17 protein-coding genes, 2 pseudogenes and 1 riboswitch are annotated in these 24,950 nt (G+C 72.2%); of the genes and pseudogenes, 4 read left to right on the forward strand and 15 right to left on the reverse strand.

Annotated elements, in window-relative coordinates:
- Positions 1-64 precede the first annotated feature (64 nt).
- The 4 genes and pseudogenes from eno to ACGF2Y_RS15805 form a co-directional block, all read right to left on the reverse strand.
- The gene (gene eno / locus ACGF2Y_RS15790; RefSeq protein ID WP_392947005.1) at positions 65-1,345 is read right to left on the reverse strand and encodes a phosphopyruvate hydratase; all 1,281 of its coding nucleotides are present in this window, start codon (positions 1,343-1,345) and stop codon (positions 65-67) included.
- Positions 1,346-1,698: 353 nt separating this feature from the next.
- Positions 1,699-2,394, reverse strand: coding sequence for a transglycosylase family protein (locus ACGF2Y_RS15795; protein WP_392947008.1), 696 nt, complete (start codon positions 2,392-2,394; stop codon positions 1,699-1,701).
- 2 nt (positions 2,395-2,396) lie between these two features.
- A riboswitch (cyclic di-AMP (ydaO/yuaA leader) is annotated at positions 2,397-2,579 on the reverse strand.
- Between the two features lie 291 nt (positions 2,580-2,870).
- Positions 2,871-3,992, reverse strand: coding sequence for a transglycosylase family protein (locus ACGF2Y_RS15800; protein ID WP_392947010.1), 1,122 nt, complete (start codon positions 3,990-3,992; stop codon positions 2,871-2,873).
- A 176-nt stretch (positions 3,993-4,168) separates the two neighbouring features.
- Positions 4,169-4,426, reverse strand: a pseudogene (locus ACGF2Y_RS15805) (hypothetical protein); the annotation flags it as partial.
- A gap of 109 nt (positions 4,427-4,535) precedes the next feature.
- On the opposite strand from ACGF2Y_RS15805, the gene ACGF2Y_RS15810 reads away from it, so the two are divergent.
- Positions 4,536-5,837, forward strand: coding sequence for a cytochrome P450 (locus tag ACGF2Y_RS15810; RefSeq protein ID WP_392947013.1), 1,302 nt, complete (start codon positions 4,536-4,538; stop codon positions 5,835-5,837).
- A gap of 102 nt (positions 5,838-5,939) precedes the next feature.
- Here ACGF2Y_RS15810 and ACGF2Y_RS15815 read toward each other — a convergent pair whose 3' ends face one another.
- From ACGF2Y_RS15815 to ACGF2Y_RS15835, 5 genes are all read right to left on the reverse strand, one after another.
- The gene (locus tag ACGF2Y_RS15815; protein ID WP_392947015.1) at positions 5,940-6,923 is read right to left on the reverse strand and encodes a nucleoside triphosphate pyrophosphohydrolase; all 984 of its coding nucleotides are present in this window, start codon (positions 6,921-6,923) and stop codon (positions 5,940-5,942) included.
- A 46-nt stretch (positions 6,924-6,969) separates the two neighbouring features.
- A complete protein-coding gene (locus tag ACGF2Y_RS15820) occupies positions 6,970-7,623 on the reverse strand; it encodes a SurA N-terminal domain-containing protein (protein WP_392947018.1) in 654 nt (217 codons plus the stop codon).
- 141 nt (positions 7,624-7,764) lie between these two features.
- The gene (locus ACGF2Y_RS15825) at positions 7,765-9,366 is read right to left on the reverse strand and encodes a protein kinase (RefSeq protein ID WP_392947020.1); all 1,602 of its coding nucleotides are present in this window, start codon (positions 9,364-9,366) and stop codon (positions 7,765-7,767) included.
- A complete protein-coding gene (locus tag ACGF2Y_RS15830; RefSeq protein ID WP_392947023.1) occupies positions 9,363-9,914 on the reverse strand; it encodes a hypothetical protein in 552 nt (183 codons plus the stop codon). Before ACGF2Y_RS15830 ends, ACGF2Y_RS15825 begins: the two co-directional genes overlap by 4 nt.
- A gap of 121 nt (positions 9,915-10,035) precedes the next feature.
- Entirely contained in the window at positions 10,036-12,513 is a 2,478-nt protein-coding gene (locus ACGF2Y_RS15835) for an N-6 DNA methylase (protein ID WP_392947025.1), read from the reverse strand.
- 207 nt (positions 12,514-12,720) lie between these two features.
- Between ACGF2Y_RS15835 and ACGF2Y_RS15840 the strand changes: the two genes are divergently transcribed.
- The gene (locus ACGF2Y_RS15840; protein WP_392947027.1) at positions 12,721-13,449 is read left to right on the forward strand and encodes a hypothetical protein; all 729 of its coding nucleotides are present in this window, start codon (positions 12,721-12,723) and stop codon (positions 13,447-13,449) included.
- Between the two features lie 11 nt (positions 13,450-13,460).
- On the opposite strand, the pseudogene ACGF2Y_RS15845 reads toward ACGF2Y_RS15840, so the two are convergent.
- Together ACGF2Y_RS15845 and ACGF2Y_RS15850 are read right to left on the reverse strand one after the other, a co-directional pair.
- A pseudogene (locus ACGF2Y_RS15845) lies at positions 13,461-13,646 on the reverse strand (isochorismatase family protein); the annotation flags it as partial.
- A 73-nt stretch (positions 13,647-13,719) separates the two neighbouring features.
- On the reverse strand, positions 13,720-14,466 hold the full coding sequence (locus tag ACGF2Y_RS15850; RefSeq protein ID WP_392947030.1) for an N-acetyltransferase: 747 nt from the start codon (positions 14,464-14,466) through the stop codon (positions 13,720-13,722).
- A gap of 284 nt (positions 14,467-14,750) precedes the next feature.
- Here ACGF2Y_RS15850 and ACGF2Y_RS15855 point away from each other — a divergent pair, with 284 nt between their 5' ends.
- A complete protein-coding gene (locus ACGF2Y_RS15855) occupies positions 14,751-15,413 on the forward strand; it encodes a hypothetical protein (protein ID WP_392947032.1) in 663 nt (220 codons plus the stop codon).
- Between the two features lie 107 nt (positions 15,414-15,520).
- Here the strand turns inward: ACGF2Y_RS15855 and ACGF2Y_RS15860 are convergent, their stop codons facing one another.
- Positions 15,521-16,423: a hypothetical protein gene (locus tag ACGF2Y_RS15860; RefSeq protein WP_392947035.1), complete on the reverse strand. Its 903-nt coding sequence runs from the start codon at positions 16,421-16,423 to the stop codon at positions 15,521-15,523.
- Between the two features lie 115 nt (positions 16,424-16,538).
- Between ACGF2Y_RS15860 and ACGF2Y_RS15865 the strand changes: the two genes are divergently transcribed.
- Positions 16,539-17,126 carry a TetR/AcrR family transcriptional regulator gene (locus tag ACGF2Y_RS15865; protein ID WP_392947038.1) on the forward strand — a complete coding sequence of 196 codons (588 nt, stop codon included), beginning with the start codon at positions 16,539-16,541 and terminating at the stop codon, positions 17,124-17,126.
- A 169-nt stretch (positions 17,127-17,295) separates the two neighbouring features.
- Here ACGF2Y_RS15865 and mfd read toward each other — a convergent pair whose 3' ends face one another.
- The 3 genes from mfd to ACGF2Y_RS15880 all read right to left on the reverse strand — a co-directional run bounded on the left by mfd (position 17,296) and on the right by ACGF2Y_RS15880 (position 24,687).
- The gene (gene mfd, locus ACGF2Y_RS15870) at positions 17,296-20,829 is read right to left on the reverse strand and encodes a transcription-repair coupling factor (RefSeq protein ID WP_392947041.1); all 3,534 of its coding nucleotides are present in this window, start codon (positions 20,827-20,829) and stop codon (positions 17,296-17,298) included.
- A gap of 487 nt (positions 20,830-21,316) precedes the next feature.
- Positions 21,317-23,902 (reverse strand): ABC transporter permease, encoded by a 2,586-nt coding sequence (locus ACGF2Y_RS15875; RefSeq protein ID WP_392947044.1) that lies wholly within the window; start codon positions 23,900-23,902, stop codon positions 21,317-21,319.
- On the reverse strand, positions 23,899-24,687 hold the full coding sequence (locus ACGF2Y_RS15880) for an ABC transporter ATP-binding protein (RefSeq protein ID WP_392947047.1): 789 nt from the start codon (positions 24,685-24,687) through the stop codon (positions 23,899-23,901). Before ACGF2Y_RS15880 ends, ACGF2Y_RS15875 begins: the two co-directional genes overlap by 4 nt.
- Between the last annotated feature and the right edge of the window lie 263 nt (positions 24,688-24,950).

Here is a 24,950-nt window from a genome sequence, read left to right on the forward strand (position 1 = left end):
TCCCCGCACACGGTACGGGACCGGGTGCGGGGACGGGCGGAGGCTACCGTCCGGTGGCTACGGGTCAGCCCTTGAAGCGCGGGAAGGCGGAGCGGCCCGCGTACACCGCGGCGTCGTCGAGGATCTCCTCGATGCGCAGCAGCTGGTTGTACTTGGCGACGCGGTCCGAACGGGCCGGGGCGCCGGTCTTGATCTGGCCGCAGTTCACGGCGACGGCGAGGTCGGCGATGGTGACGTCCTCGGTCTCGCCGGAGCGGTGCGACATCATGCACTTGAAGCCGTTGCGCTGGGCCAGCTCGACGGCGTCCAGGGCCTCGGTCAGCGAACCGATCTGGTTGACCTTGACGAGCAGGGCGTTGGCGGAGCCCTCCTCGATGCCGCGGGCCAGGCGCTCGGGGTTGGTGACGAAGAGGTCGTCGCCGACGATCTGGACCTTGGCGCCGATGCGGTCGGTGATGGTCTTCCAGCCGGCCCAGTCGTCCTCGTACAGCGGGTCCTCGATGGAGACCAGCGGGTACGCGGAGACGAGCTCCTCGTAGTACGCGGTCATCTCGGCGGCCGAGCGGGACTTGCCCTCGAACTCGTAGACGCCGTCCTTGTAGAACTCGGAAGCGGCGGCGTCGAGCGCGAGCGCCACGTCACGGCCCGGGACGTAGCCGGCCTCCTTGATGGCCTCGACGATGAGGTCCAGGGCGGCGCGGTTGGAGTCCAGGTTCGGGGCGAAGCCGCCCTCGTCGCCGAGTCCGGTGGACAGGCCCTTGGTCTTGAGGACCTTCTTGAGCGTGTGGTAGACCTCCGCGCCCCAGCGCAGGGCCTCGGAGAAGGACTCCGCGCCGATCGGGGCGATCATGAACTCCTGGATGTCCACGTTGGAGTCGGCGTGCGAGCCGCCGTTCAGGATGTTCATCATCGGAACGGGCAGCAGGTGCGCGTTCGGGCCGCCGAGGTAGCGGAAGAGCGGCAGGTCGGACGCCTCGGAGGCGGCGTGCGCGACGGCCAGCGAGACGCCGAGGATGGCGTTCGCGCCGAGCGAGGCCTTGTTCTCGGTGGCGTCCAGGTCGAACATCGCCTGGTCGATGAGGCGCTGCTCGGTGGCGTCGTACCCGACGAGCTCCGGGCCGATCTGCTCGATGACGGCGAGGACGGCCTTCTCGACGCCCTTGCCCTGGTAACGGTTGGGGTCGCCGTCGCGAAGCTCAACAGCCTCGAACGCACCGGTGGAGGCGCCGGACGGAACAGCAGCACGGCCCGTGCTGCCGTCGTCGAGGCCAACCTCGACCTCGACCGTGGGGTTGCCCCGGGAGTCGAGGATTTCCCTGGCTACGACGACGTCGATGGACGGCACGAGGCATCTCCTTCTGGGATATGACGCTGGTTGTGCAGGGTCACTGTGGCCTTGCGACACGAGCCTATCGGGCCCGGCCGCGTCGGCCAGCCGACCGCCCGCCTCCTGGGACGAAAAAGGACCCAAGGACCTGCATCACGGACAAATCTCTAGAAATCTACTGGGCAGTAACCAGTACTGCCGACAAGAAATGAACGAATGCGGGCCCCCGGACCCCCGCCGCTCGCGAAGACCCGGCCCGGCGCGCCGGGGGGGAAGAGCGCGCCGGGCCGGGAAGCCGTGCGGGGAGAAGTGCTGCCGGACGCCTCCCCTCCGGGGAGGAGGGCGACGGTCACTTCAGGTGGAGCTGACGGTCACTTCAGGTGGAGCTGCTGACCCGGGAAGATCAGGTCCGCGTCCTTGACGATGTCGTCGTTGAGCTGGAAGAGCTTGCTCCAGCCGCCCTTGACGCCTTCCTTCTGAGCGATGCTGCTCAGGGTGTCGCCGGCCTCGACCTTGTACTCGCCGTCGCCCTTCTGGACCTTCTCGCCGGTCGGGGTGGTGACGGTCTTCCTGGTCTCGGCCTTCTTCTCGGCCTGCGGAGCGGTGCGCTGCTCGCTGCGCGTGGTGGGCTGCTCGGCCTGGCGCTCGGGCTGCGCCTGGCCGGAGCCGGTGTTCACGCCCGGGTCCACCCCGTCGTTGGTGAGGCCGCCGGCGCCGGCGCAGGCCCAGGCTCCCGGGCCCTGCAGGTCGAGGAGCTTCTCGGCGGTGGCGATCTGCTGGTCCTTGGAGGCCAGGTCGGCGCGCGAGGCGTACTGCGTACCGCCGGCGGCGGCCCAGCTGGACTGCGAGAACTGCAGTCCGCCGTAGTAGCCGTTGCCGGTGTTGATGGACCAGTTGCCGCCGGACTCGCACTGGGCGACGGCGTCCCAGGTCTCGACGGAGGCGGCGGAAGCGCTGGTCGCGCCCATCAGCGGGACGGCGACGGCGGCACCGGTGACACCCGCGAGGGTGGCGATACGGGTGGCCTTGGACGGGCGGCGGTGCTTGCCCTTGCTCTTCAGCAGCATGGAAATCCCCTCACCGACGCCTACGAGGTGAGCTGTCGGGTTCGGGCTGATGAGTTGCCCGGTCGCACGGTGCCGCATGCGACTTCACCCCAAGCCGGTCCCGTACGTCCCCGTCGGTTCGACGAGGCGTCCGGACCCGGCGGCCTACCTGGGTCCCCCGCTCCTGCCTACGGCGCTTACGCGTCTGTTCCCTTCGACCGACGGCAGGATTCGGCGTGACGGTCGACGGGGCCCGCGGTGCGAGCGGCTCCGACCGTAAGCGCAGGCAACCCCGACATTCAAAGATGGACATAGGGGGCAATAACCCCGAACTCGCCGTGGCCGGCAGGCCGTTTCCGCAGGTCGGGCGCGATACGCACGGACCGGCCGGACGGGGCACGCCAGTTGAAGCAAAGAGACCCATGTCTCACTTACGCAAAAGTGGACATAGGCCTCTGAACTGCCCGAATTTCGGGGGCGTTTTCTCCCGGATTGGATCAGTTGGCGGCGGGCCCCTCGGCGCTCTCCGGCGCGACCCGATCCGTACTCTGGTCCGCACCTCGGTCCGCACCCTGGCCCGCGGCCTGATCCGCACCCCGGTCCGCGGCCTGACCCAGGCCCAGATCCAGGTTCTGGCCGGGCAGGATCAGATCCGGGTCGGAGCCCAGGAGGTCCTTGTTCGTCTCGTACAGGCCGGTCCAGCCGCCGGGAAGGTCCTGTGCGCCGGCGATGGCCCAGAGGTTGTCCCCGGGCTGCACCGTGTACGCACCGGCCGTCGCCGCGCCGCCGTTCCGCGCGTCGCCCTCGCCGCGCGAGGCGTGCCTGCCCGACTCGCGGGGGTCGCCCTCCCGGCCCGGGTCGGCCTCCTCGGGCGCGGGGGCGCCCCGGTGCTTGCCCGCCTTGCCGTCCTCGTCCGTCGAGGCGTCGGGGGCGCCGGAGGCCGGCGGGGCGGGGGGCGTCACCGAGGAGCCGGGGGCTTCGCTCCCCTTCTCCGTACCGCCATTGCCCTCCGTGTCCGCCGCGCCGCTCTTCCCGCGCTCGCCGGACCCATCCGACCCGTCAGACCTGTTGGCCCCATCGAACCCGTCCGACCCATCAGCCCCATCGGACCCGTCAGTTTCAGCCGACTTGCCGGATTCATCCGTTTCACCGGTTGCGTCCGCTTCGTCGGTCGGGGTCGTCGTCGGGGCGGGGGACGGGTCGGGGGACGGCGAGACGCCCGGGTCGACGCCGGGCAGACCGCCGTCCGTCGCGAGGCCGGAGATGGCCGCGCAGCTGGGCCACGCCTTCGGGCCCTGGTCGTCCAGGACCTTCTCGGCGACGGTGATCTGCTGGGACCGGCTGGCGAGGTCGGCGCGGGGCGCGAACGCCGTGCCGCCGTACGCCGACCAGGTCTCCTGCGAGAACTGGAGCCCGCCGTAGTAGCCGTTGCCGAGATCGGCGCTCCATGTGCCGCCGCTCTCGCACTCCGCGACCCGGTCCCAGGTGGTGGCCTCGGCCGCGTGCGCGCCGCCGGCGCCGAGCAGCGGGATGGCGATGGCCGATCCCGTCACCCCTGCGGCGACGACGATGGCGGGTGCCTGGCGAGGGCGGCGGTGTCTGCCGTTCGCGGAGCCCATGGGTATGCCTTCCGTGCGACTGACGAGCGAGTGACCTGAGCGCCGCGCAGCAGGAATCGGGTCCTGCGCCGGCACACAAGTGACGCGTGAGCAACGAGCGGCCGACGCGTCGAACCGTGAACCTAGCGGGACTCGAACGTATGTCACAAGTCGATGCAGCGCAGATCACGTGAAAGTCACAGACTTGACAGAGTGTCACTTTTTTCGGAACGGCCGACCGGCTCGAACTCGGCCGGAAGCGTGCGCAATCCCCGCATGATGAGCCCGCCGCGTCGGCGCAAATCGGCAGGTTCTCCCGCAAGTCGCAGGCCAGGAAGGCGTCTCAGCGGCGTGGCCGGCGCGGTCTGCCCCACCGGCCGAGCCTTCGTCAGCACCTCGGTGACATAACGCCAGGTCGCGAACTCCACCGGCCCGTCGAACCGCAGCGGTGCCTCTCCTGTCCGCGCCGGAGGCCTGCCGGCGCTCGCGGGGCTCAGGCCGCCGGGACGGCGGGAGCTGGCTAGGGGAGGGCGGGCGTCCGGTCGTCGTCGAGATCTCCACGCCATGCCGGTGGGCCCTCGCCGCACAAGCGCCCGATACCGTCGCCAGGTGAACGACACCCCGACTCCGGAACTCTTCTCCTGGGAGTTCGCGACCGATCCGTATCCCGCGTACGCCTGGCTGCGGGAGCACGCGCCCGTGCACCGGACGGAACTGCCGTCCGGGGTGGAAGCGTGGCTCGTGACCCGCTACGCCGACGCGCGGCAGGCACTCGCCGACGCCCGGCTCTCCAAGAACCCCGAATACCACGCTGATGACGCCCAGGGCCGCGCCAAGACCGGTATCCCGGGGGAACGCGGTGCGGGCCTCATGACGCACCTGCTCAACATCGACCCGCCGGACCACACCAGGCTGCGCCGGCTCGTGTCCAAGGCGTTCACCCCGCGCCGGACCGCGCTCTTCGCGCCACGGGTCCAGGAACTGGCGGACAGCCTCGTCGACGCCTTCGCGGAGAAGGGGGAAGCCGACCTCATCCATGAATTCGCCTTCCCGCTCCCCATCTACGCCATCTGCGACCTGCTCGGCGTACCCCGCGAGGACCAGGACGACTTCCGTGACTGGGCCGGGATGATGATCCGGCACGGCGGCGGACCGCGCGGCGGCGTCGCCCGCTCCGTGAAGAAGATTCGCGCCTACCTCTCCGAGCTGATTCACAAGAAGCGCGCGGACCCCGGCGACGACCTGATCTCGGACCTGATCCGGGCGAGTGACCACGGCGAGCACCTCACCGAGAACGAGGCCGCCGCCATGGCGTTCGTGATCCTGTTCGCGGGTTTCGAGACGACCATCAACCTGATCGGCAACAGTGCCCACGCGTTCTTCCGGAACCCCGTTCAGCGATCCGTTTTCCAGGGAGCGGTGGAGCAGGGCAACGGCTCCCTCATCGACAGCGCCATCGAGGAACTGCTGCGTTTCGACGGCCCGGTGGAGCTGGCGACCTGGCGGTACGCCACCGAGGGGCTCGAAATCGGGGGACAGCCGATCCGAAAGGGTGACCCGGTCCTCGTGGTGCTCGCGGCGGCGGACCGCGACCCCGAGAGGTTCAAGAGCCCCGACACCCTTGACCTCTCCCGCCGGGACAACCAGCACCTGGGATACGGACACGGCATCCACTACTGCCTCGGCGCACCCCTCGCACGGCTGGAGGGGCGAACCGCGCTGGAGACGTTGTTCCGCCGCCTGCCGGACCTGCGGCTCGCGGTGGACCCGGCCGATCTGCGGTGGCGTGGCGGCCTGATCATGCGGGGCCTGCGCACCCTTCCGGTCGAGTTCACACCGGAAACGCCGACTGGTCGATCGCGGTGACGGCCCCGCACCGCAGAGGCTGGTGACGGCCCCGCACCGCAGAGGCTCCGGGGGCGGTGGACGGGAGGCGACCGTACGCGGTGCGGGGAGCACCCGCGCCCCCTACCGGGCGCGCGGTCCGGCGCCCTCCGCCGCCAGGATCGCGTCGCGGTAGGCGCGGGCCGCCGCGCGCAGGGCGGCCTCCGGGTCGGTGCCGTTCGCCTCGGCGCGTACGGCGAGGGCGAGGAGTTCGTAGCCGATGGTGTCGCCGGCGGGCAGCGGAACGGTGAGGCCGGCCGTACGGACCCGGCTGCCGAGTTTCGCGGCGAGGGCCAGGCCGGGCTGGCCCAGGGGGACGCCCTCGGTGACCGACGTGCGCTGCTTCTCGATCGCCTTGGTGCGCAGCCAGTGCGCGTGGACGTCCTCCGGGGTCTCGGCGCTCTCGTCGCCGAAGACGTGCGGGTGGCGGTGGATCAGCTTCTCGACGAGGCCGCCCGCGACGTCGTCGATGGCGAAGGGCTCCTCGGGATCCTCCTCGGCGATGCGCGCGTGGAAGACGACCTGGAGCAGGACGTCGCCGAGTTCCTCGCGCAGCTCGTCCCGGTCGCCGTCCTCGATCGCCTCGACCAGTTCGTACGCCTCCTCGATGGCGTACTTGGCCAGGCCCCGGTGCGTCTTCTGCGAGGTCCAGGGGCATGCGCGGCGGATCCGGTCCATGACCTGGACCAGGTCCAGCAGGCGGGCGCCGGGCAGGTCGTACGAGCCGGGGAGCAGCTCCAGGTCCGGCATCCGCACCCGGCCCGAGCCGCCGAGCCGGGCCAGCCCGTCGGTCAGCGGCCCGTTTCCCTCGCCGCCGACCAGGACGACGACGGTCCGGCCTCCCGCGCAGTCGGCGACCAGGTCGTCGGCGGCGGGCGTGGCGTGATCGACGCGTACGCCCGCCTCGCGGAGGTAGGGCAGTTGCGGCTGGTCCGGGTCCGCGCACAGGACGCGGTCGGCCGCGTGCAGCGTCTGCCAGGCCGGCCAGGACAGCAGGCCGGGGGCGACCCGGTGGCTGGCGGTGAGCAGGACGATGCGGCCGGGGTCGGCGGAGGCTTCAGCGTTCACCCTGCGAACCTACCTCCGGCTGCGGTGGCTCAGGCCCGGGACCGGCTCAGGCGCCCGTCGGCTCCTCCGGGGCGAACTCGGTGACCTGGGTGATCCAGGGCGCGCTGTAGCTGCCGAGCTGCATCTTCTGGTCGTCCCAGGTGCCGAAGCGCGGGTTGACGTCGATGTCGAGGGCCTCCGACGCCTCGGTGAGGGCCTCGCCGACGGCCTGCTGCCCGGCGGGGGTGCCCAGGTCGGCGCCGAGCGCGCGGGCGAGCTTCGGGAGCTGGACCTCCTGGCGCATGTCGGCGTCGATCTGCTCCGGGGCGACCCAGCGCTGCTGGAGCATCATCGCCTCGAACTGCTCCTCGCCGCCCTGCTGGGCGCGGCTGGCCCGCCGCATCTCCTGGATCTCCTTGCGGGTGACCGTGACCCCCGCGTCCGCGGCGGCGCGGTCGAGGATCCGGCCGAAGATCATCCCGTGCAGCTTGGCGCGGTTGAGCTGGCCCGACTTGTTCACCAGCTGGGCTGCCTGCGGGGCGCTCTCCTGGGCGGTGCGGACGTCCGCGGCGCGGGCCTGGACCGCCGACACCTCGATCCGTTCGCCGCCCACGACGGCCGCGGCGCCGGGGTGGGCCTGGTTGCCGCAGGCCGAGAGGAGCGGCGCGGCGACGAGCGTTGCGGCGAGAACGGCGAGCGCGGTGCGAGGACGGCGGTGCAAAGGAGCCTCCCGGGGAGAGTTTGTGCATCGGTGCACAAAGCCTTGCGGTGATCGATGTTAGGCAGTGGATGTGGCGGGTGCCACTGATTCGGCCAACGATTCGGGAGGAGTTGGGGATGTGGTCCGGTATGGGGGTCGCTGTCAGCCCCCGCTGACGTCCCGCTGGTGGCTGAGCAGGCGGCGCAGGTCCATCGGCAGCGGGTGGTGCGGCCCGTAGGTGCGCTCGGCGTCGTACAGCAGGGCCTGGAGCTGTGCCCGGCCCGCGGTGTGGTCGCCGACCGCCAGGAGCAGCTGTCCGATGCGGTGCCGGATGTCGAGTGCGCGGCCGGGGTCGGAGGTGACCGACCCGTAGGCGTGCTCGTAGTACGGGAGGACCGCGCGGTACTCGCCGAGCGCGGCCCCGGCCTCGCCGAGCTGTTCGAGGCACTGGGCGGCGTCGTAGCGGAACTGGAGGGCCTGGGTGTCGGCCGGGCCCGCTTCGGCGGCGCGGTCCCCGGCGAGGCGGCGCAGCTCGGGCAGGGCGCGGCGGTACTGCCCGTCGTCCATCAGCGTCGCGGCGTACTGCTTGCGGAGGATGCGGACGACCGGTGAGTGCTCGCCGTGTTCAACGGCGGCGGCCGGGAGGATGGCGCCGAGGACGTCCACGGCCTGGGTGATCCGGCCCTCGACGAGCAGCTTCTTCACCTCGTCCACGGCCCGCGCGACGTCCGGCCGGCCGGCGGGCGGCGGCGGGGTGGCGTGGGGCGGGGTGCTCGGGGGTACGGGGACGGCCCGCGCCGGGGGCGGGGTGGCGGACGGCGGGGCGGGCACGGATGGCGGGGCTGCGGCCCGGTCCGGCCAGGGGGCGTGCGGGCGCAGGAACGGCCGGGTCGGGTCGAGCGGCTCGGCGGGGGTCCCGTGCCTGGGCAGCAGCGGGGCGAGGTCCTCGTACACCTCCTGCGCGGAGGCCGGCCGGGCCCCGGGGTCCTTGGCGAGCAGCCGCAGCACGAGGGACTCCAGCGCTACGGGCACCTCGGGGCGGGTCTGCCGGACCGGGAGCGGGGGCTCGTAGAGGTGGCGGTGCAGGACGCCGAGCGCGGTGGACCCGGCGAACGGGACGTCACCGCTGAGGAGTTCGTGCAGCACGGCCCCGAGGGCGTACAGGTCGGTGTACGGGCCGACCGCGCCGCCCATCGCCTGCTCGGGGGCCATGTAGGCCGGGGAGCCGATGGGCGAACCGGTGTGCGTGAGCCGGGTGGTGTCGGTGTCGAGGACGGAGGCGACCCCGAGGTCGAGGACGGTGACGGTCCCGTCGGGACGGACCATGACGTTACGGGGCTTGAGGTCGCGGTGGACGATCGGCACCGCGTGCACCGCGCTGAGGACCGCGCAGAGCTGGGCGGCGACCGCGACGGCCCAGGGCCAGGGGTACGGGTCCCGTTCGGCCAGGTGGTCGGCGAGGTCGGCGCCCTCGACGTACTGCATGACGAGGTAGAGGTCGTCGTCGTCGCTGCCCGCGTCGTGGACGGTGACCAGGCCGGGGTGGTCGACCTGCGCGGTCACCCGGCACTCGCGGACGAACCGGCGGCGCAGGTCGTCGGCCGCGTCGCTGCCGGTGGGCCCGGCGACCCGGTCCGGGCGCAGCAGCTTCACGGCGACGCGGCGGTCCAGGCGCCGGTCGTACGCCGTCCACACCTGGCCCATGCCGCCCTGGCCGAGGATCGACGCCAGCTCGTACCGGTCGGCGATGATCCGCCCGCTCACCGGCCCTCGCCCTCCTTGCGGAGGTAGTCGCTCAGCTCGTCCAGCTCGGCGCGGACCTGGTCGAGGCGCTGGGGCGCGGGCGTGGGCGGCGGGGCCTGCACGGTGTACGGATTGGGCTGCTGGTGCTGCTGGTACGGGGGTGGCGTGGGGTGCACGGGGGCGGGGGCCGGGGTGGCGTACGGGGGCGGGGGGCCGAGGGTGCTGTAGTGGCGCGTCTCCGCGTACAGGTAGTAGGTGATCACCCCGGCCGGCACGCTGACGAGCCAGAGGATCAGGAGCAGCGCGGACGCGTCCGACATGTCGTCGGGGTCGTCCGGTGTGGCCATGATGAAGGCGAACAGCCCGGCGTTGAGGACGATCACGACCGCCAGCAGAACCCAGTCGCGCGGCCTGCGGGTGACGATCGCGAGCCGCAGCATCGCCGCCCAGCCCAGCAGGCCGCAGCTCAGCACGGTCACCACCACGAGGATCACGCGCACCGCGATGAGCGTCGCCGAGGACGGCCGGGGGGTCGTCGGCTGCTGCGGCGGCGGGCCGTAGCCGTGCATGTGCTGCTCCTGGGAGGCGTATGTCGGACGTGTGGGGTGAGCGTATACACCTCCGCCGACCGGCCGTCCCCGGATGGGCCCACCCGTTGTGGTTCACCTCATCCGGGCGTGACCGTGCCGTTCATCCGGGCGTGACCGTGCCGTCCGTCAGCCCGTCGTACATCCCCTGGACCAACAGCCCGCCGAGCCGCTCCGCCGTCCGCAGCGCGTCCTCGAACGCGGCCAGTTCGCGGAACCGATCCCCGTACTTCCGCTGTTCCGCGAGCGGCATCCGGGGCAGCTGAAGGCGTCGGGCGTCCAGCCGGGCCGCGGTGGAGGCGTAGCTGCTGGCCTGCCGGTTGTTGGCGGTGCCGCGCAGGAACCCGGCGAGGAACCACGGATCGAGGGCGGCCGGATCGGGCCGCAGCAGTTGGAGGTTGCGGCCGAGCGCGGCGCCCACGTCCCTCTCGCCGACGACCCGGACGACGGCCCCGCCGCCGAGCACGGGCACCACGACGTCGCCGGGTTCGAGCACGACCGGGTCGTCGGGAGCGGCGCCCGAGGCATCCGGACCGGTGAGCGGAGATCCGGCCGGGCCCGTTCCGGTGAGGACGTCGTGCTCGGTGAGGACGGGTCCCGGGCCGCCCGGTGACGCGTTGCCGGTGTGCAGCGAGAGCGCCCCGCCGCGGGCGAGTTCACCGACGGTGGTCCGGGGGCGGTGCGCGGGGGCGGCGGGGACGGCGGGCGGCGGGGTGAGGCGGGCGGTCAGCCGGAGGGTGTCGGCAAGCCGCTCCCGTACCTCGCCGAGTCCGGACACGTCTCCCCCGGCCGCGGGGCGGGGCAGATACCGGGCCGGGGCCAGGTCCACGTCGTCGTCGAGGAGTTCGACCACGGGCACGACACGGCTGACGCCGGGGAGGTCGGCCCGATCGCGCCAGGCGTCGAGCACGGCGGCGCGCACGCCGGGCCAGTCGAGCCGGTCGCGTCCGCCGCCCGCCGCCTTGCCGCCCGCTTCTCCGGCGGGCGCCGCGAGCCCGGCGGTGTCGGCCAGCAGGAGGTCCGGTCCGGGGCGGACTCCGGGCGTCGGTCTGCGCAGGACCCAGAGGTGGAGCGGAATGCCGTACGGGGGTGCGGCGCCGGCCGGGAGGGCGATGACCGCGCGGAGGGCTCCTCTGCGCAGGAGGTCGGCGCGGATGCGTCGACCGGAGCGCCGGGAGGCGGCGGCCGGAGGCATCAGCAGGACGGCGGTGCCGCCGTCGCGCAGCCGGGCCAGGGCGTGCTGGACCCAGGCCAGTTCGGACTCGACACGGGCGGGGAAGCCGTACTCCCAGCGCGGGTCGTACGCCAGCTCGTCGTGACCCCAGTTGCGGTCGTTGAAGGGCGGGTGGCAGAGCACGGTGTCGGTCGCGAGCCGGGCGAAGGCGTCGGCCCGCAGAGTGTCCCCGGTCCGCACGGCCAGGGCGGGAGGTGCGCCCTGTGTTCCGCCGGCGCCCAGGGCGAGGCGCAATGCGGTGAGGGCGGCGAGCCCGGGGTCGGCCTCCTGGGCGTACAGCGCGGCGGGCCCGGCGACGGCGCGGAGCAGGGCGCCGGTTCCGGCGGCCGGGTCGAGGACGCTGCGGAGCGGCCGGTCGGGGGCCGGGCGACCCGCGCTCTTCGGGGGTTCGGCGAGGTCCGCCATCAGCTCGGCGAGGTGCGGCGGGGTCAGCGTGTACTGGCGGGGGTTGGCGTCCAGGTGCCGACCGAGCAGGAACTCGAAGGTCTGACCGGCCCCGATTTCGGCGGCGAGTTGCGCGGCGGCGCGCAGGAGCGGGACGGAGGGCAGCAGGTCCTGTGCGGTGGGGGTGTGAACGGCTCGCGCCCGGTGAACGCTCGGGGCCTCGGGCGGGTTCGCCGGATGAACGACCCCGGGTCCGGGCGCGGTGGGACCGGAGGCGGTGGAACCGGGTGTGGCGGGACCGGAGGCGGTGGGGCCGGGTGTGGTCGCGGCGGGGGTCGTCGTACCGGACGCGGTCGCGCCGGGGGTAGTCGCGTCGGGCGTGTTCGCGCCTGGCGTGTTCGCGCCTGGCGTGTTCGTACCGGCCGTGGTCGTGCTGGGGGTAGTCGTACCGGACGCGGTCGTACCGGACGCGGTCGTACCGGACACGGTCGTGCCGGCGATTTCCGGCGTGCCGACGGTTCCTGGGGGCGTGGCCCTGCCGGGTGCTGAGATGCCGGCGGGGGCGTCGGGGCCGAGTCGGGCGGTGAGCACGTGGTCCACGACGTGCGGCAGCACGTCGGCCATCCGCTCGTCGGACGTGGCGGTCAACTCCAGCCAGGCGGCGGGCCGGTCACGGACGAGCAGCAGGGCGCAGCCGGCGTGCACGAGGGCCTGCGCGACCCCTGCGGGGTGGCCGGCCACCTCCTGCCAGACCCGCTCGCGGAGCGGCACCTCGGCGAGTTTCCCCTGATCGCGCAGCCACCGCTCCACATCGGGCAGCGCGAAGGAGGGGCTGGCCGCGGTGCCACCCACGGGCCGGGGGAAGTCGGCGTGACGGCGGCGCCAGTTGCTGACGGCGGCACGGCCCACTCCGGCCAGCCGTGCGATCCCGGCCGCGGTGACCTCCGTCGCGTTCTCCGGCACTGGCTCTCCCTCGGTCCGTCCGCGCTCCTGCCCGCGAGCATAGCGAATCACCCACGCCACACAGGAAAGCTTCGTTGCCCGACCCGTCACGAATCCTTCGTGTTGACTCGGTTCACAAGCTCTGCTGTTATTGCTCCGTCCACGCCAGGACCGCTTTTCCTCTCTGTCGACCCGGCGCCGCGCGCCTCTCCTTCCGGAGCCTGACCCATGCGTCTCATCACCCGTATATCCGTCAACACCGTCTGCGCCATGGCCCTGTTCGGTCTCGCCGCCTGCGGCACGGACTCCCCGAAGGAGACCGGGCCGTTCGCCGGAGTGTCCGGTCCGGAGGTCGTGAACAAGGCCCTCACGAAGACGACCGGGGTGAAGTCCCTGCGGATCGGGCTCGACATGACCACCTCCGACGGCCGGGTCCGGGCCGACTTCGCCACGAGCCTGGGGGGTGACTGCACCGGAACGATGACCATGGGCGGCACAGGCACGATGGAGGTCCGCAAGACCGGCGACACGGTCTACACGAAGCTCGACGAGACCCTGCTGCGCGAGCAGTCGCAGGGCGAGCCGAAGGCGGACGTGGACGCGGCGGTCAAGCTGATCGCGGACCGCTGGATGGAGTCGAAGGCGTCCGACCCGGACACCGAGGACACCATCGAGTTCTGCGACCTGAAGGGACTGCTGAAGGAGTTCGAGGCGGGCGACAACGCAGCCCGCAAGAAGGGCCCCACGACGGTCGCCGGCAAGCCCGCCCTGCGCCTCACGGAGAAGGAGGGCAAGGAGACGTTCACCATCGACGTCTCCGCCGAGGGCGACCCGTACATCCTGCGCGTCACGTCCCGGGGCGGCGAGGAGCCGATGACGATGGACCTGTCCGAGTTCGATGTGCCCGTCGTGGCGGAGAAGCCCGCCGCGAAGGACATCGTCGACCTGGAGCAGTAGGGCTCGGCGCGGGCGTCCGTCCGGACCGACGTGGTGCGCCCGTCCGCCGCGAGCACCACGTCGTCCCCCCGGCTCAGAGCCTGCCGGGCGGTGGACTCGACGCGGATCTCGGTGGCGAACCCGGTGACGACGACGGCCGTGGTGACACCCCGGGCCCGCAGGACCGCGTCCAGTTCCGTGCCCAGTTCCGTGTCCGGGAAGCCGTCCGGGGCGGGCGGGAGCGCGGGGGCAGGCGAGGGCCCGGGGGCGGGCGGGGCCCCGGGGCCGCCGTCACAGCCGGTGCCGTACCCAGACGTTGGGCTCGACGTAGACCGCGTAACCGTGCGCGAGCGCGCAGTGCACCGGGACGAGCGCCCCCGGCACCTCCACCGGGCCGTCCGTGTCGAAGGGCAGCCCGGTCCACTCCCGCCACTGCGCGAGCGAACCGCTCACGGTCATCGACACGGTGGCGACCGAGTCCACCGTCCCGCCCGCCCGCGCGTGGACCCGCAGCCAGGGGTCCTCGGGCAGCCCGTCCTCGGGGCGGGTCAGCCGGGCGTACTCCTCCATCGGCAGGCCGGACCGCAGGTGCTTGCCGCTCGGCCGCACCGGGGCGACGACCTGCCCGAAGCCGAGCCGTCGCGCGTTGTCGCGCATCGCGGCGAGCATCCGGCCCGATATCCCCCTGCCCTGATGGCCGGTGGCCACCGTGATCTCGATCGCGCCGACCGTGTCGGGCGTCCGCCCGCGCCGCAGGTCCGCGAACGCCCACAGCAGCATCCGGTCCCACCCGCCGACGGGCAGTTCACCGCGCCCGGGGGCGTCCAGCACGAAGGGCACGCTGTAGGCGCGGGCGACCACGGTTCCCCCGGGGTCGGTGGCGACCAGCACGTGCTGGGGGAACTCGACCGCGATCCTGGCGAAGTTCGCCCAGCCGACGATGTCCTCCAGGACGAACTCCGGCCAGGTGTCCGGCATCCGGTCCAGGGCGTCGGCCAGCTCCGGGCGTTCGGCGAGGGTGGTGATGTCCAGCTTCATACGCGCGACCCTAAGCAGCCCGGACCGCTCCGACCAGCGAATATCGACTCCGTACCGTCGCGCGCTCCGGTGGGACGGCGGCCCGCGCCACCGCTGCCCGGCCTCCGGCCTCCGGCAGGGGATCGCGGAGCCGGCAGGGGATCGCGAATCCGGCCCGTTCCCTGGTCGGGGACCTCGGCGGGCATCGCCCGTACCGGAGTGATCCGGCCGGAACCGTGAGGTGTGCATGGCGCGTCCCCACCCGTGACTTCGCCCCCGTGCACCGCCCGTCGAGGAGCAGAATCATGACCCAGCCAGGCACCACACCGCCCCGCCCCCGGAGAGCCGCCGGGTGCCTGCAGAGCCTCCTGGTGCTCGCGGTGATCCTCGGTCTGGGCTATGGGGCGTCCAAGATCTTCGGTAACGAGTCGTCGGATTCGTCCTCGAAGCCGTCGTCCTCCTCATCCGCCTCGGACGGCAAGGGCGGGTCGTGGGAGATCGGCGACTGCGGAGGGCCGGACCCGGAGAACAAGCCGGACGGCTACCGCGCCTTCGACTGCGACGAGTCGGGAGCGACCTTCGAGGCGCTGGAGATCAAGAGCGCGAGCATCCTGCCCAACGCGATCCAGTGCCCGGCCGGAACGGACCTGATCATCCAGGTCTCCCGGGTCTTCGGCTCCGACGACGACAAGAAGAGCGGCGGCATCCCCACCAACACGGTCTGCGGCCGCAACCTGTCCGGGGATCACCCCGGTGACGCGGGCGCCGGGGGCGGCCAGCTCGTCGAGGGCGACTGCGTGTCGGCGTCGGCCCAGGAGATCGCCTGTGCCTCGGCCGGTTCGGATGACTTCAAGGTCCTCGGACTCGTCAAGGAGAAGGACGAGTGCCCGGCGGCGACCACCGAGCCCATGCAGCTGATGATGGCGATGGGCCGGCCGTACGACGTCATCTGCGGCGGCAAGGTCTGAGGCCCGCCTCCCCGGTGCGGCGGCAGCCGCTCAGCCGCCGCACCGGGTGAGCACGGCCCGCTTGCCGGCCCAGCGAACGAGGCTCCGGCCCGCTGCCGCCCTCCGGGTCACTTACCGATGCCGAGGGTGTTCTCCGCGGGCAGCAGCCCCGAGCCGATGACCTCCAGCCAGGGCTCCCCCAGCAACTCCGCGAGCCGCTCGCGCCCCGGCTCCCCCAGCGCCCGCCACGGTGCGGCGGCCTCCTCGTCGGTACGCAGCTCCACCTTCGCGCGCAGCTCGCGCCCCGCGTCCGTGGCCGTGCCGTCCGCCGCCAGCAGCCCGCGTTCCCGGAGCCGCAGCCGGGCCGCGCCCCACTCCTGCGCGCTCCACCCCCGGCTCGCGAACACCTCGGGGGCCGCCGCGCCGACCGCCGCGAAGGAGACCAGCGACTCGACCGGGTCGAGGCCGGCCGCGGTCAGGGCGGCGATGTGCCCGTCGCCCCGGTGTTCGCGCAGGACGGTCGCCGCCTGCCAGAGCGTCAGGTGCGGGGCCCTCGGCCAGGACAGGGCGGAGTTGGCGACTCCGAGGCCGCGGGCGATCCCCGGGGACGCCGCCTCCGCCGCCCGGGGGCCTCGTGCCGCCTCCGCCGCCCGGCGGGCCAGGGCGGCGGCCTCCGCGAACTCCGGCCCCTCCACCCGGTCCCCGAACAGCGCCCGCCAGGACCGGTCGACCGCCCGCAGCCGAGCGGCGAGGACGGCCTCGGGCCCGGCGGTCGCCCAGACGGCCGGAACATGGCGGTCCACCATCGCCGGGGCGAAGCTGTGGAACGTCCGCACCACCTCTCGCGCATCGGCCGCCCCCAACGCCCCCAACGGGGCCGCACGCCAGGCGAAGTAGCCCGCCCAGCGCTCCTCGGTGTCGTACCCGAGCGCGGCGGCCTCCTCGAAGGCTTCGGGGGCGTAGTACAGGACGGCGTGCAGGGGCTCCAGGAGGTGCCACATCTGCCGCACACGGGCCGGTTCTCCGGTCATGATCTCCACTTTCCCGGCGGGAGTCGCATATCTAGCCAGTGACTAGATCGGACCTCCAGCATGCACGCACCCGTCAGAACTTGTCAATGACTAGATGCCGGGTAGGGTGCTGCCCATGAGCAGCGAACGCGAGCGCACCTACCACCACGGCGATCTGCGGCGCGCCATCCTGACCGCCGCCCTCGACGTCATCGCCGCCGAAGGCCCCGCCGCCCTGAGCCTGCGCGACCTGGCCCGCCGGGCGGGCGTCTCGCATGCCGCGCCGGCGCACCACTTCAAGGACCGCACGGGTCTGCTGACCGCCGTGGCCGCCGAGGGGTACGCGTTGTTCGCGGAGGCGCTGGCCGGGGCGCCGGATCTACGGGAGCGGGGTGTGGCGTACGTACGGTTCGCGGCGACGCACCCCGCGCACTTCCAGGTGATGTTCCAGCCGGACCTGCACCGCGCCGACGACCCGGACCTGCTGGCCGCCCGCGCACGGGCGACCGAGGCGTTGCGCGCGGGCGTGGCGGACCTCCCGCCGACCGGCCGGGGCGAGGACGACCGCCTCGCGGGGGTGGCCGCGTGGTCGCTGGCCCACGGCTTCGCGACGCTGCTGCTCAGCGGCAACCTGCCGGACGCGCTGGAGGGCCGGGACCCGGTGGCCGCCTTCCGGTCCCTCACCGGCCTGATCTTCACGCCGGAGAGCGGGGGCGGCGACTGACAGGCAGTCGCCAATGGAGCCGACGGCCTCGGCACCGTAACGCCGCCCGGCCGGACCCACCGGGCCCCGCCGAGCTTGCCTGCCCATCAGGGCCCCGCCGGGCTTGCCTACCCACCGGCCCCGCCGGACGAGCAAGCCCGGCGGGGCCCGGTCGTGCACGCAGTCCCGTCTACGACCCCAGGATCGTCGTCAGGAACTGCCCCGTCCACGCCAGCAGTTCGCGGCCGATGACCGGCTTGCCGCCGATCTTGCCGGTCGTCGGGCGCGGGACCAGGATCTGGTGGGCGGCCGGTTTGATGACCGTCTTGGGGTGCAGGCGCTTCAGGCGCAGCTCCTGGGACTCGCGCAGCTCCACCGGGGCGAAGCGGATGCTGGAGCCCTGGAGGACGATCTCGCCGACGCCGCAGGCGCGGGCCAGCATGCGCAGGCCGGCGACCAGGAGGAGGTTCTCGACCGGTTCGGGCAGCGGGCCGTAGCGGTCGGTCAGTTCCTCGCGTACCGCGCGGATGTCGTCCTCCGAGGAGGCCGCGGCGATCGCGCGGTAGGCCTGGAGGCGCAGCCGCTCGCCGGGGGCGTAGTCGTGCGGGACGTGCGCGTCGACCGGAAGTTCGATCTTGACCTCCAGCGGCGGCTCCTCCTGCTCGCCGCCCTCCATCTGGGCCCGGTAGTCGGCGACGGCCTCGCCGACCATGCGGACGTACAGGTCGAAGCCGACGCCCGCGATGTGGCCGGACTGCTCGCCGCCCAGGAGGTTGCCCGCGCCACGGATCTCCAGGTCCTTCATCGCCACGTACATGCCCGCGCCCATCTCCGTGTGCTGGGCGATGGTCGCCAGGCGCTCGTGGGCGGTCTCGGTGAGGGGCTTCTCCGGCGGGTAGAGGAAGTAGGCGTAACCCCGGTCGCGTCCCCGGCCCACCCGGCCGCGCAGCTGGTGCAGTTGGGAGAGGCCGAAGTTGTCGCCGCGTTCCACGATCAGGGTGTTGGCGTTGGAGATGTCGATGCCGGACTCGACGATCGTCGTGGAGACCAGGACGTCGAACTTCTTCTCCCAGAAGTCCACCACCACCTGCTCCAGGGACTGTTCGGACATCTGGCCGTGGGCCGTGGCGATCCTGGCCTCCGGGATGATCTCGCGGAGACGGGCGGCGGCCCGGTCGATGGACTCGACCCGGTTGTGGATGTAGAAGACCTGCCCCTCACGCAGCAGTTCACGCCGTACGGCTGCGCCGATCTGCTTCTCCTCGTACGGGCCGACGAAGGTGAGGACCGGGTGGCGTTCCTCCGGCGGGGTGGTGATCGTGGACATCTCGCGGATGCCGGTGACCGCCATTTCGAGCGTACGGGGGATGGGGGTCGCGGACATCGTCAGCACGTCGACGTTGGCGCGGAGCTTCTTCAGCTGCTCCTTGTGCTCGACGCCGAACCGCTGTTCCTCGTCCACGATGACCAGGCCGAGGTCCTTGAACTTCGTCTCGGAGGAGAAGAGGCGGTGGGTGCCGATGACCAGGTCGACGGACCCGTCCTTCAGGCCTTCGAGGGTGGCTTTGGATTCCGCGTCCGACTGGAAGCGGCTCAGCGCCCGTACGTTGACGGGGAATTGGGAGTAGCGCTCGGTGAAGGTGCCGTAGTGCTGCTGGACGAGGAGCGTGGTGGGGACCAGGACCGCCACCTGCTTGCCGTCCTGGACCGCCTTGAACGCCGCCCGTACCGCGATCTCCGTCTTGCCGTAGCCGACGTCGCCGCAGATCAGCCGGTCCATCGGGACCGTCTTCTCCATGTCCTCCTTGACCTCGGCGATCGTGGACAGCTGGTCGGGCGTCTCCGCGTACGGGAAGGCGTCCTCCAGCTCGCGCTGCCAGGGGGTGTCCGCGCCGAAGGCATGGCCGGGGGCCGCCATCCGGGCGGAGTAGAGCTTGATCAGGTCGGCGGCGATCTCCTTGACCGCCTTCTTCGCCCGCTGTTTCGTCTTCGTCCAGTCGGCGCCGCCGAGCCGGTGCAGCGTCGGGGCCTCGCCGCCGACGTACTTGGTGACCTGCTCCAGCTGGTCGGTCGGGATGTAGAGGCGGTCGCCCGGCTGGCCCCGCTTGGCGGGGGCGTACTCGACGAGCAGATACTCCCGGGTCGCGCCCTGGACCGTGCGCTGCACCATCTCCACGTACCGGCCGACACCGTGCTGCTCGTGGACGATGTAGTCGCCGACCTCCAGCGTCAGCGGGTCGATCGTCTTCCGGCGGCGGGCCGGCATCCGGCCCAGGTCCTTCGTGGCGGTGCGCTGGCCGGTCAGGTCCGTCTCGGTGAGCACGGCCAGCTTCAGCGCCGGGTCGACGAAGCCCTGGTCGATGGCCCCGCAGGAGACGTGGACGAGGGAGGGGGCGATCTCGGTGAGGTCCGGGGTCAGGCGGGCCGCGATGCCCTCGCCGCCCAGCACCTCGGCCGTACGGGCGGCGAGCCCCTGACCCTCCGTCACATACACCGTGCGCCAGCCGTCGGCCAGCCATCCCTTGGTGTCGGCGAGCGCGCGGGCGGTATCGCCCCGGTACGCCTCGGGGGCGCGCATGGAGAGCTGGAGGGTGTCGTCGTCGTGCTCGGCGGCGTCGGCCGCGAACGGCGAGATGGACCACCACATCATGCCCAGCTCACGGGCCCGGTCCCGGACGTCCGCGATCCCCCACAGCGAGGCCGCGCCCACGTCGATCGGGGCCTCGCCGCCGCCCGCGCTCGCCGCCCACGACGCCTGGAGGAACTCCTGACTCGTGGCGACCAGGTCGGCGGCCCGGGTGCGGACCCGCTCCGGGTCGCAGACCACCGCCATCGCGCCCTTCGGCAGGACGTCGAGCAGCAGTTCCATGGCGTCGACGAGGACCGGGGCCAGGGACTCCATGCCCTCGACCGCGATGCCCTCGGCGATCTTGCCGAGCAGCTCGCCCAGCTCCGGGTGCGCCTCGGCCAGGGCCGCTGCCCGCTCGCGCACCTGGTCGGTCAGCAGCAACTCGCGGCAGGGCGGGGCCCACAGCCCGTGCGCCGCGACCTCCAGGGACCGCTGGTCGGCGATCTTGAAGTAGCGGATCTCCTCGACTTCGTCGCCCCAGAACTCCACCCGGAGGGGGTGCTCCTCGGTCGGCGGGAAGACGTCCAGGATCCCGCCCCGTACGGCGAACTCGCCGCGCTTCTCGACCAGTTCGACCCGGGAGTACGCGGCGGCCGCCAGCGCGTCCACCACCTCACCCAGGTCCGCGCTCTGTCCGCTGCTCAGGGCCACCGGCTCCAGCTCTCCGAGCCCCTTGACCTGCGGCTGGAGCACGGAGCGGATCGGCGCGACGACCACCGAGACCGGGCCGGTCTCCGGGTCGTCCTCGCGCGGGTGGGCCAGGCGCCGCAGCACGGCGAGCCGGCGGCCCACAGTGTCCGAGCGGGGCGAGAGCCGCTCGTGCGGCAGGGTCTCCCAGGACGGGTACTCCGCCACGGTGTCCGGCGGCAGCAGGGTGCGCAGCGCGGCGGCCAGGTCCTCGGCCTCCCGGCCCGTCGCGGTGACGGCCAGCACGGTCCGGCCGGTCTGCCGGGCCAGCGCGGCCACGGCGAACGGCCGCGCACCGGGCGGACCCACCAGGTCGACATGCGCCCGGTGCCCGTCTCCGGCGGCCTTCACCGCCTCGGCGAGCGCCGGGTCCGTAACGACGACATCCAGCAGACCGTGCAGACTCATGAAGTTTCCGTCCGGGGATCAGATCAGGGGTAGCTCAGGGGTCACTGGCAGCCGGCTGCTGCCAGGGGCAACGCGAAAGGCCCGACACGTCGCAGGTGCCCGGCCATGATCCGCCGGGCACCCCGGGGGCCGGGGTGGTTTCCAGAGTACGACCCGGGAGTGACAGTCGCGCCCGCAACCGGCCAGACCGCGGCCGCCGCCGGACGGGGCAGGGGCGGGCGGCGCTGTAGCGCGTCACCCGGTCGCGGCACGTCACCCGGTCGCGGCACGTCATTACCGGTCTACGCGCGGTGCCGGGGGGCGTTACGCCCGCTCCGCAGGGCATCGAGCAGCCGGAGGGGCTGAAGCCCCGGGCAACGCGTTCGGCCCCGGGACGTTTGGAGGAACGTCCCGGGGCCTGCCGGTCATCCTACGGTGACACCCGGAGGGTCACCGTTGCTGGGAGGGCCCTGCTCACCGTCCGTGGCGATGCTGGGAGGGCCCTCGCTCACCCGTCCGCGGCGATGGCGTTCAGGACGTTCATCCGGCCCGCCCGGAAGGCCGGGACGAGGGCGGCGAACAGTCCGACGAGGGCGGAGCAGGCGAAGACCGTGAGGATCGTCGGCCACGGGATCTCCAGGACCTCAAGCCCCTCCAGAGCCAGCAGCTTCTGGGCCGCGGTGCCCCAGCCCATCCCGAGGCCGAGTCCGAGCAGCGCCCCGAAGAGGGCGATGACCACGGACTCCAGCCGGATCATGCGGCGCAGCTGTCGGCGGGAGAGCCCGATGGCGCGCATCAGGCCGATCTCGCGGGTCCGCTCGACCACCGACAGGGCGAGGGTGTTCACCACACCGAGCACCGCGACGATGATCGCCAGGGCGAGCAGACCGTACACGATGTTCAGCAACTGGCCGATCTGGTCCTTCAGTTGTTCCTTGAAGTCGGCCTGGTTCTGCACCTGGTAGACCGGGTACTCGGCCATGGCGCTCTTGAGGGCCGCGTACGCCTCCTTCTCCTTGCCCTCCTCTGCCTGCGCGAACATCACCACGTTGTGCGGCATCCGGTCGGCCGGGATGTAGGACGCGGCCGTCGTGAGGTTGGTGTACATCGCGCCGCGGTCGATGTTGGTGTCGTCGGAGGTGATGGCCGCGACCTTGAGCTTCGCGGTCTCCCCCGCCTTGAAGGCGACGGTGATCGTGTCGCCGACCTTCACCCCGTGCCGCTCGGCGTACCCGTCCCCGACGGACATGGCGTTCTTGCCGTACGCCTTCGCGAGGTCGCCGGAGACGACCGTACGGCGCACGTCCTGCTGGTACGTCGGGTCGGCGGCGGTGATCCCCTCGTCCTCCGTCTTTCCGTTCGGGGCGGTGACCTCGGCCTCGACGAAGGTGTAGTCGGTCATGTGCGCCAGGCCGGGGACGGCCCGCACGGCGTCGGCGGCCTGGGGCACGATCGGGCGGCCGGTGCCGCTGTCCTGGACGATGAAGTCCGCGCCGACCGACTTGTCGAGCTCCTCGGTGGCCGAGGCCACCATGGAGGACCCGACGACGGACAGGCAGGCCACCAGGGCGAGCCCGATCATCAGGGCGGCTCCGGTCGCTCCCGTACGCCGGGGGTTGCGCAGGGCGTTGCGCTCGGCCAGCCGGCCGACCGGGCCGAAGAGCCGCAGGACGACGACGCCCAGGGCCCGCACCACCACACCGGCCAGGAGCGGGCCGATCACGATGAAGCCGATCAGGGTCAGCAGCACGCCGAGGGCGAGGAACATCGAGCCCTCAGCGGCCTTGTCCGCCTGGCTCGTCGCCCACAGGGCCGCACCGCCGGCCGCCGTGAGGACCAGGCCGATACCGGCCCTGACCCAGCCGGACCGGCTGTCGGCGGGGGTACCGGCGTCGCGCAGCGCTGCCATCGGGGAGACCTTGCCGGCCCGGCGGGCCGGGATGTAAGCGGCGAGGACGGTGACGACGACGCCGAGCGCCAGGCCGATCGCCGGAGTCGTCCAGGCGACGGTGAGGTCCCTGGTGGACAGCTCCATGCCCACGGCGCCCATCAGCTTCATCAGCCCGACGGCGAGGCCGACGCCGGCCGCGACGCCGAGGACGGAGCCGACGATGCCGAGGAGGACCGCCTCCACCAGCACGGACCGGTTGACCTGCTTGCGGCTGGAGCCGATGGCCCGCATCAGGCCGATCTCACGGGTCCGCTGGGCGACCAGCATCGAGAAGGTGTTGACGATGAGGAAGATGCCGACGAGGAAGGCGATTCCGGCGAAGCCGAGCATCGCGTACTTCATGACGTCCAGGAAGGCGCCCATGGAGTCCTTGTTGGCGTCGGCGGCCTCCTGCTGGGTCTGGAGCTTGTACGCGGTCGAGCCGTCGAGGACCGCGGCCACGTTCTTCTTCAGCTGGGTGTCGCTGACCCCGCTCTGCGCGGTCACCGAGACCTGGGTGAAGACGTCGGCGGCGCCGAGCAGCTGCTTCTGGGCGGTGGCGGTGTCGAGGTAGACGACGGCCGCGCCCGGGTTGGTGACGGTGAAGGAGGCTATGCCGCTGATCTTCGTCGTGATGTCGCCGGTGGCGGCGATGATGCGCAGCTCGTCACCGATCTCCAGCTTGTGCTTCTTCGCGGTGCCGGCGTCGACCATCACCTCGGTGGGGCCGCGGGGCGCGTGTCCGGAGGTGATCTCCATCGAACGCAGGTCGTTCTCGGTCCAGTTGCCCGCGATGGTCGGGGCTCCGCTCTGGGAGCCCATGTTCTTGTTCTCGCTGTTGACGACGGTGACCGCCATAGACATGACGGAGCCCTCGGCCTTCTTCACCCCGTCGGCCTTCTCGACCTGCTGGACGAGCGAGGCGGGCAGGGAGGCGGGCTTGCCGTTGTCGGGCTGCTCGTCGTTCTCCCCGGCGCCCTTCGGGCTGACCGTGACATCCGGGGAGGACACGGCGAAGAGCTTGTCGAAGGTGGTGTTCATCGTGTCGGTGAACACGAGCGTGCCGCAGACGAACGCCACCGACAGCAGCACCGCCACCGCCGAGAGGGCCATCCGGCCCTTGTGCGCGAGGAAGTTGCGGATCGAGGTCTTCCAGACAGTCATGACGTCCGCCCGCGCGCGTCGAAGTGCTTCATGCGGTCGAGTACCTGGTCCGCGGTCGGGTCGTACATCTCGTCGACGATGGAACCGTCGGCGAGATACAGCACCCGGTCCGCGTGGGAGGCGGCGACGGGGTCGTGGGTGACCATGACGATGGTCTGGCCCAGCTCGTCGACCGACTTGCGGAGGAAGGACAGGACTTCGGCCCCGGCGCGGGAGTCCAGGTTCCCGGTGGGCTCGTCACCGAAGATGATCTCCGGCCGGGCGGCGAGCGCACGGGCGACGGCGACGCGCTGCTGCTGACCGCCGGAGAGCTCGGTCGGGCGATGCTTGAGGCGCTCGGCGAGCCCGACGGTCTCCACGACCTGCCGGAGCCAGGCGGCGTCGGGCTTGCGGCCCGCGATGTCCATCGGCAGCGTGATGTTCTCGAGCGCGTTGAGCGTCGGGAGCAGGTTGAACGCCTGGAAGATGAACCCGATCCGGTCGCGCCGGAGCTGGGTGAGCTTCTTGTCCTTCAGCTGGGTGATCTCGGTCTCGTCGAGGTGGATCTCGCCCGACGTCACCGTGTCGAGCCCGGCCAGGCAGTGCATCAGGGTCGACTTGCCGGAACCGGACGGGCCCATGATCGCCGTGAACTGCCCGCGGGCGATGTCCACGTCGACGTGGTCGAGCGCGACGACCCGGGTCTCACCGGTGCCGTACGCCTTCACGACCTGCCGCGCTCGCGCCGCGACGGCCGTACGCCCTCCAGTGCCCCCGTGCCTGGGAATGGTCACAGCCGTTGTCACGGTATTTCTCCTATGTCGGTCGATGACTGGACGTCATTGAGTACGTTCCGAGTCTGGGTTCAGGACGGTGTCCGGCGCGATGGTGCCCAGCGCAGTCTTCGGGTGGGGTTTTCCCCACCTGCCCCCCTGCGGTACGCCGTAGCAGCGACGTAAGAACAGGCTAAGGAAACGGCCCCTGCCGCCACGTCCTCCGCCGGGAGGAACAGGCCCTGGCCGCTATGAGGGGGCGCCCCCTAGGGGTCTCGTCCCCTGGTCGGAGGCGA

The sequence above is a fragment of the Streptomyces sp. NPDC048142 genome (assembly GCF_043202835.1).
In the GTDB taxonomy this organism is placed as follows: Bacteria; Actinomycetota; Actinomycetes; order Streptomycetales; family Streptomycetaceae; genus Streptomyces.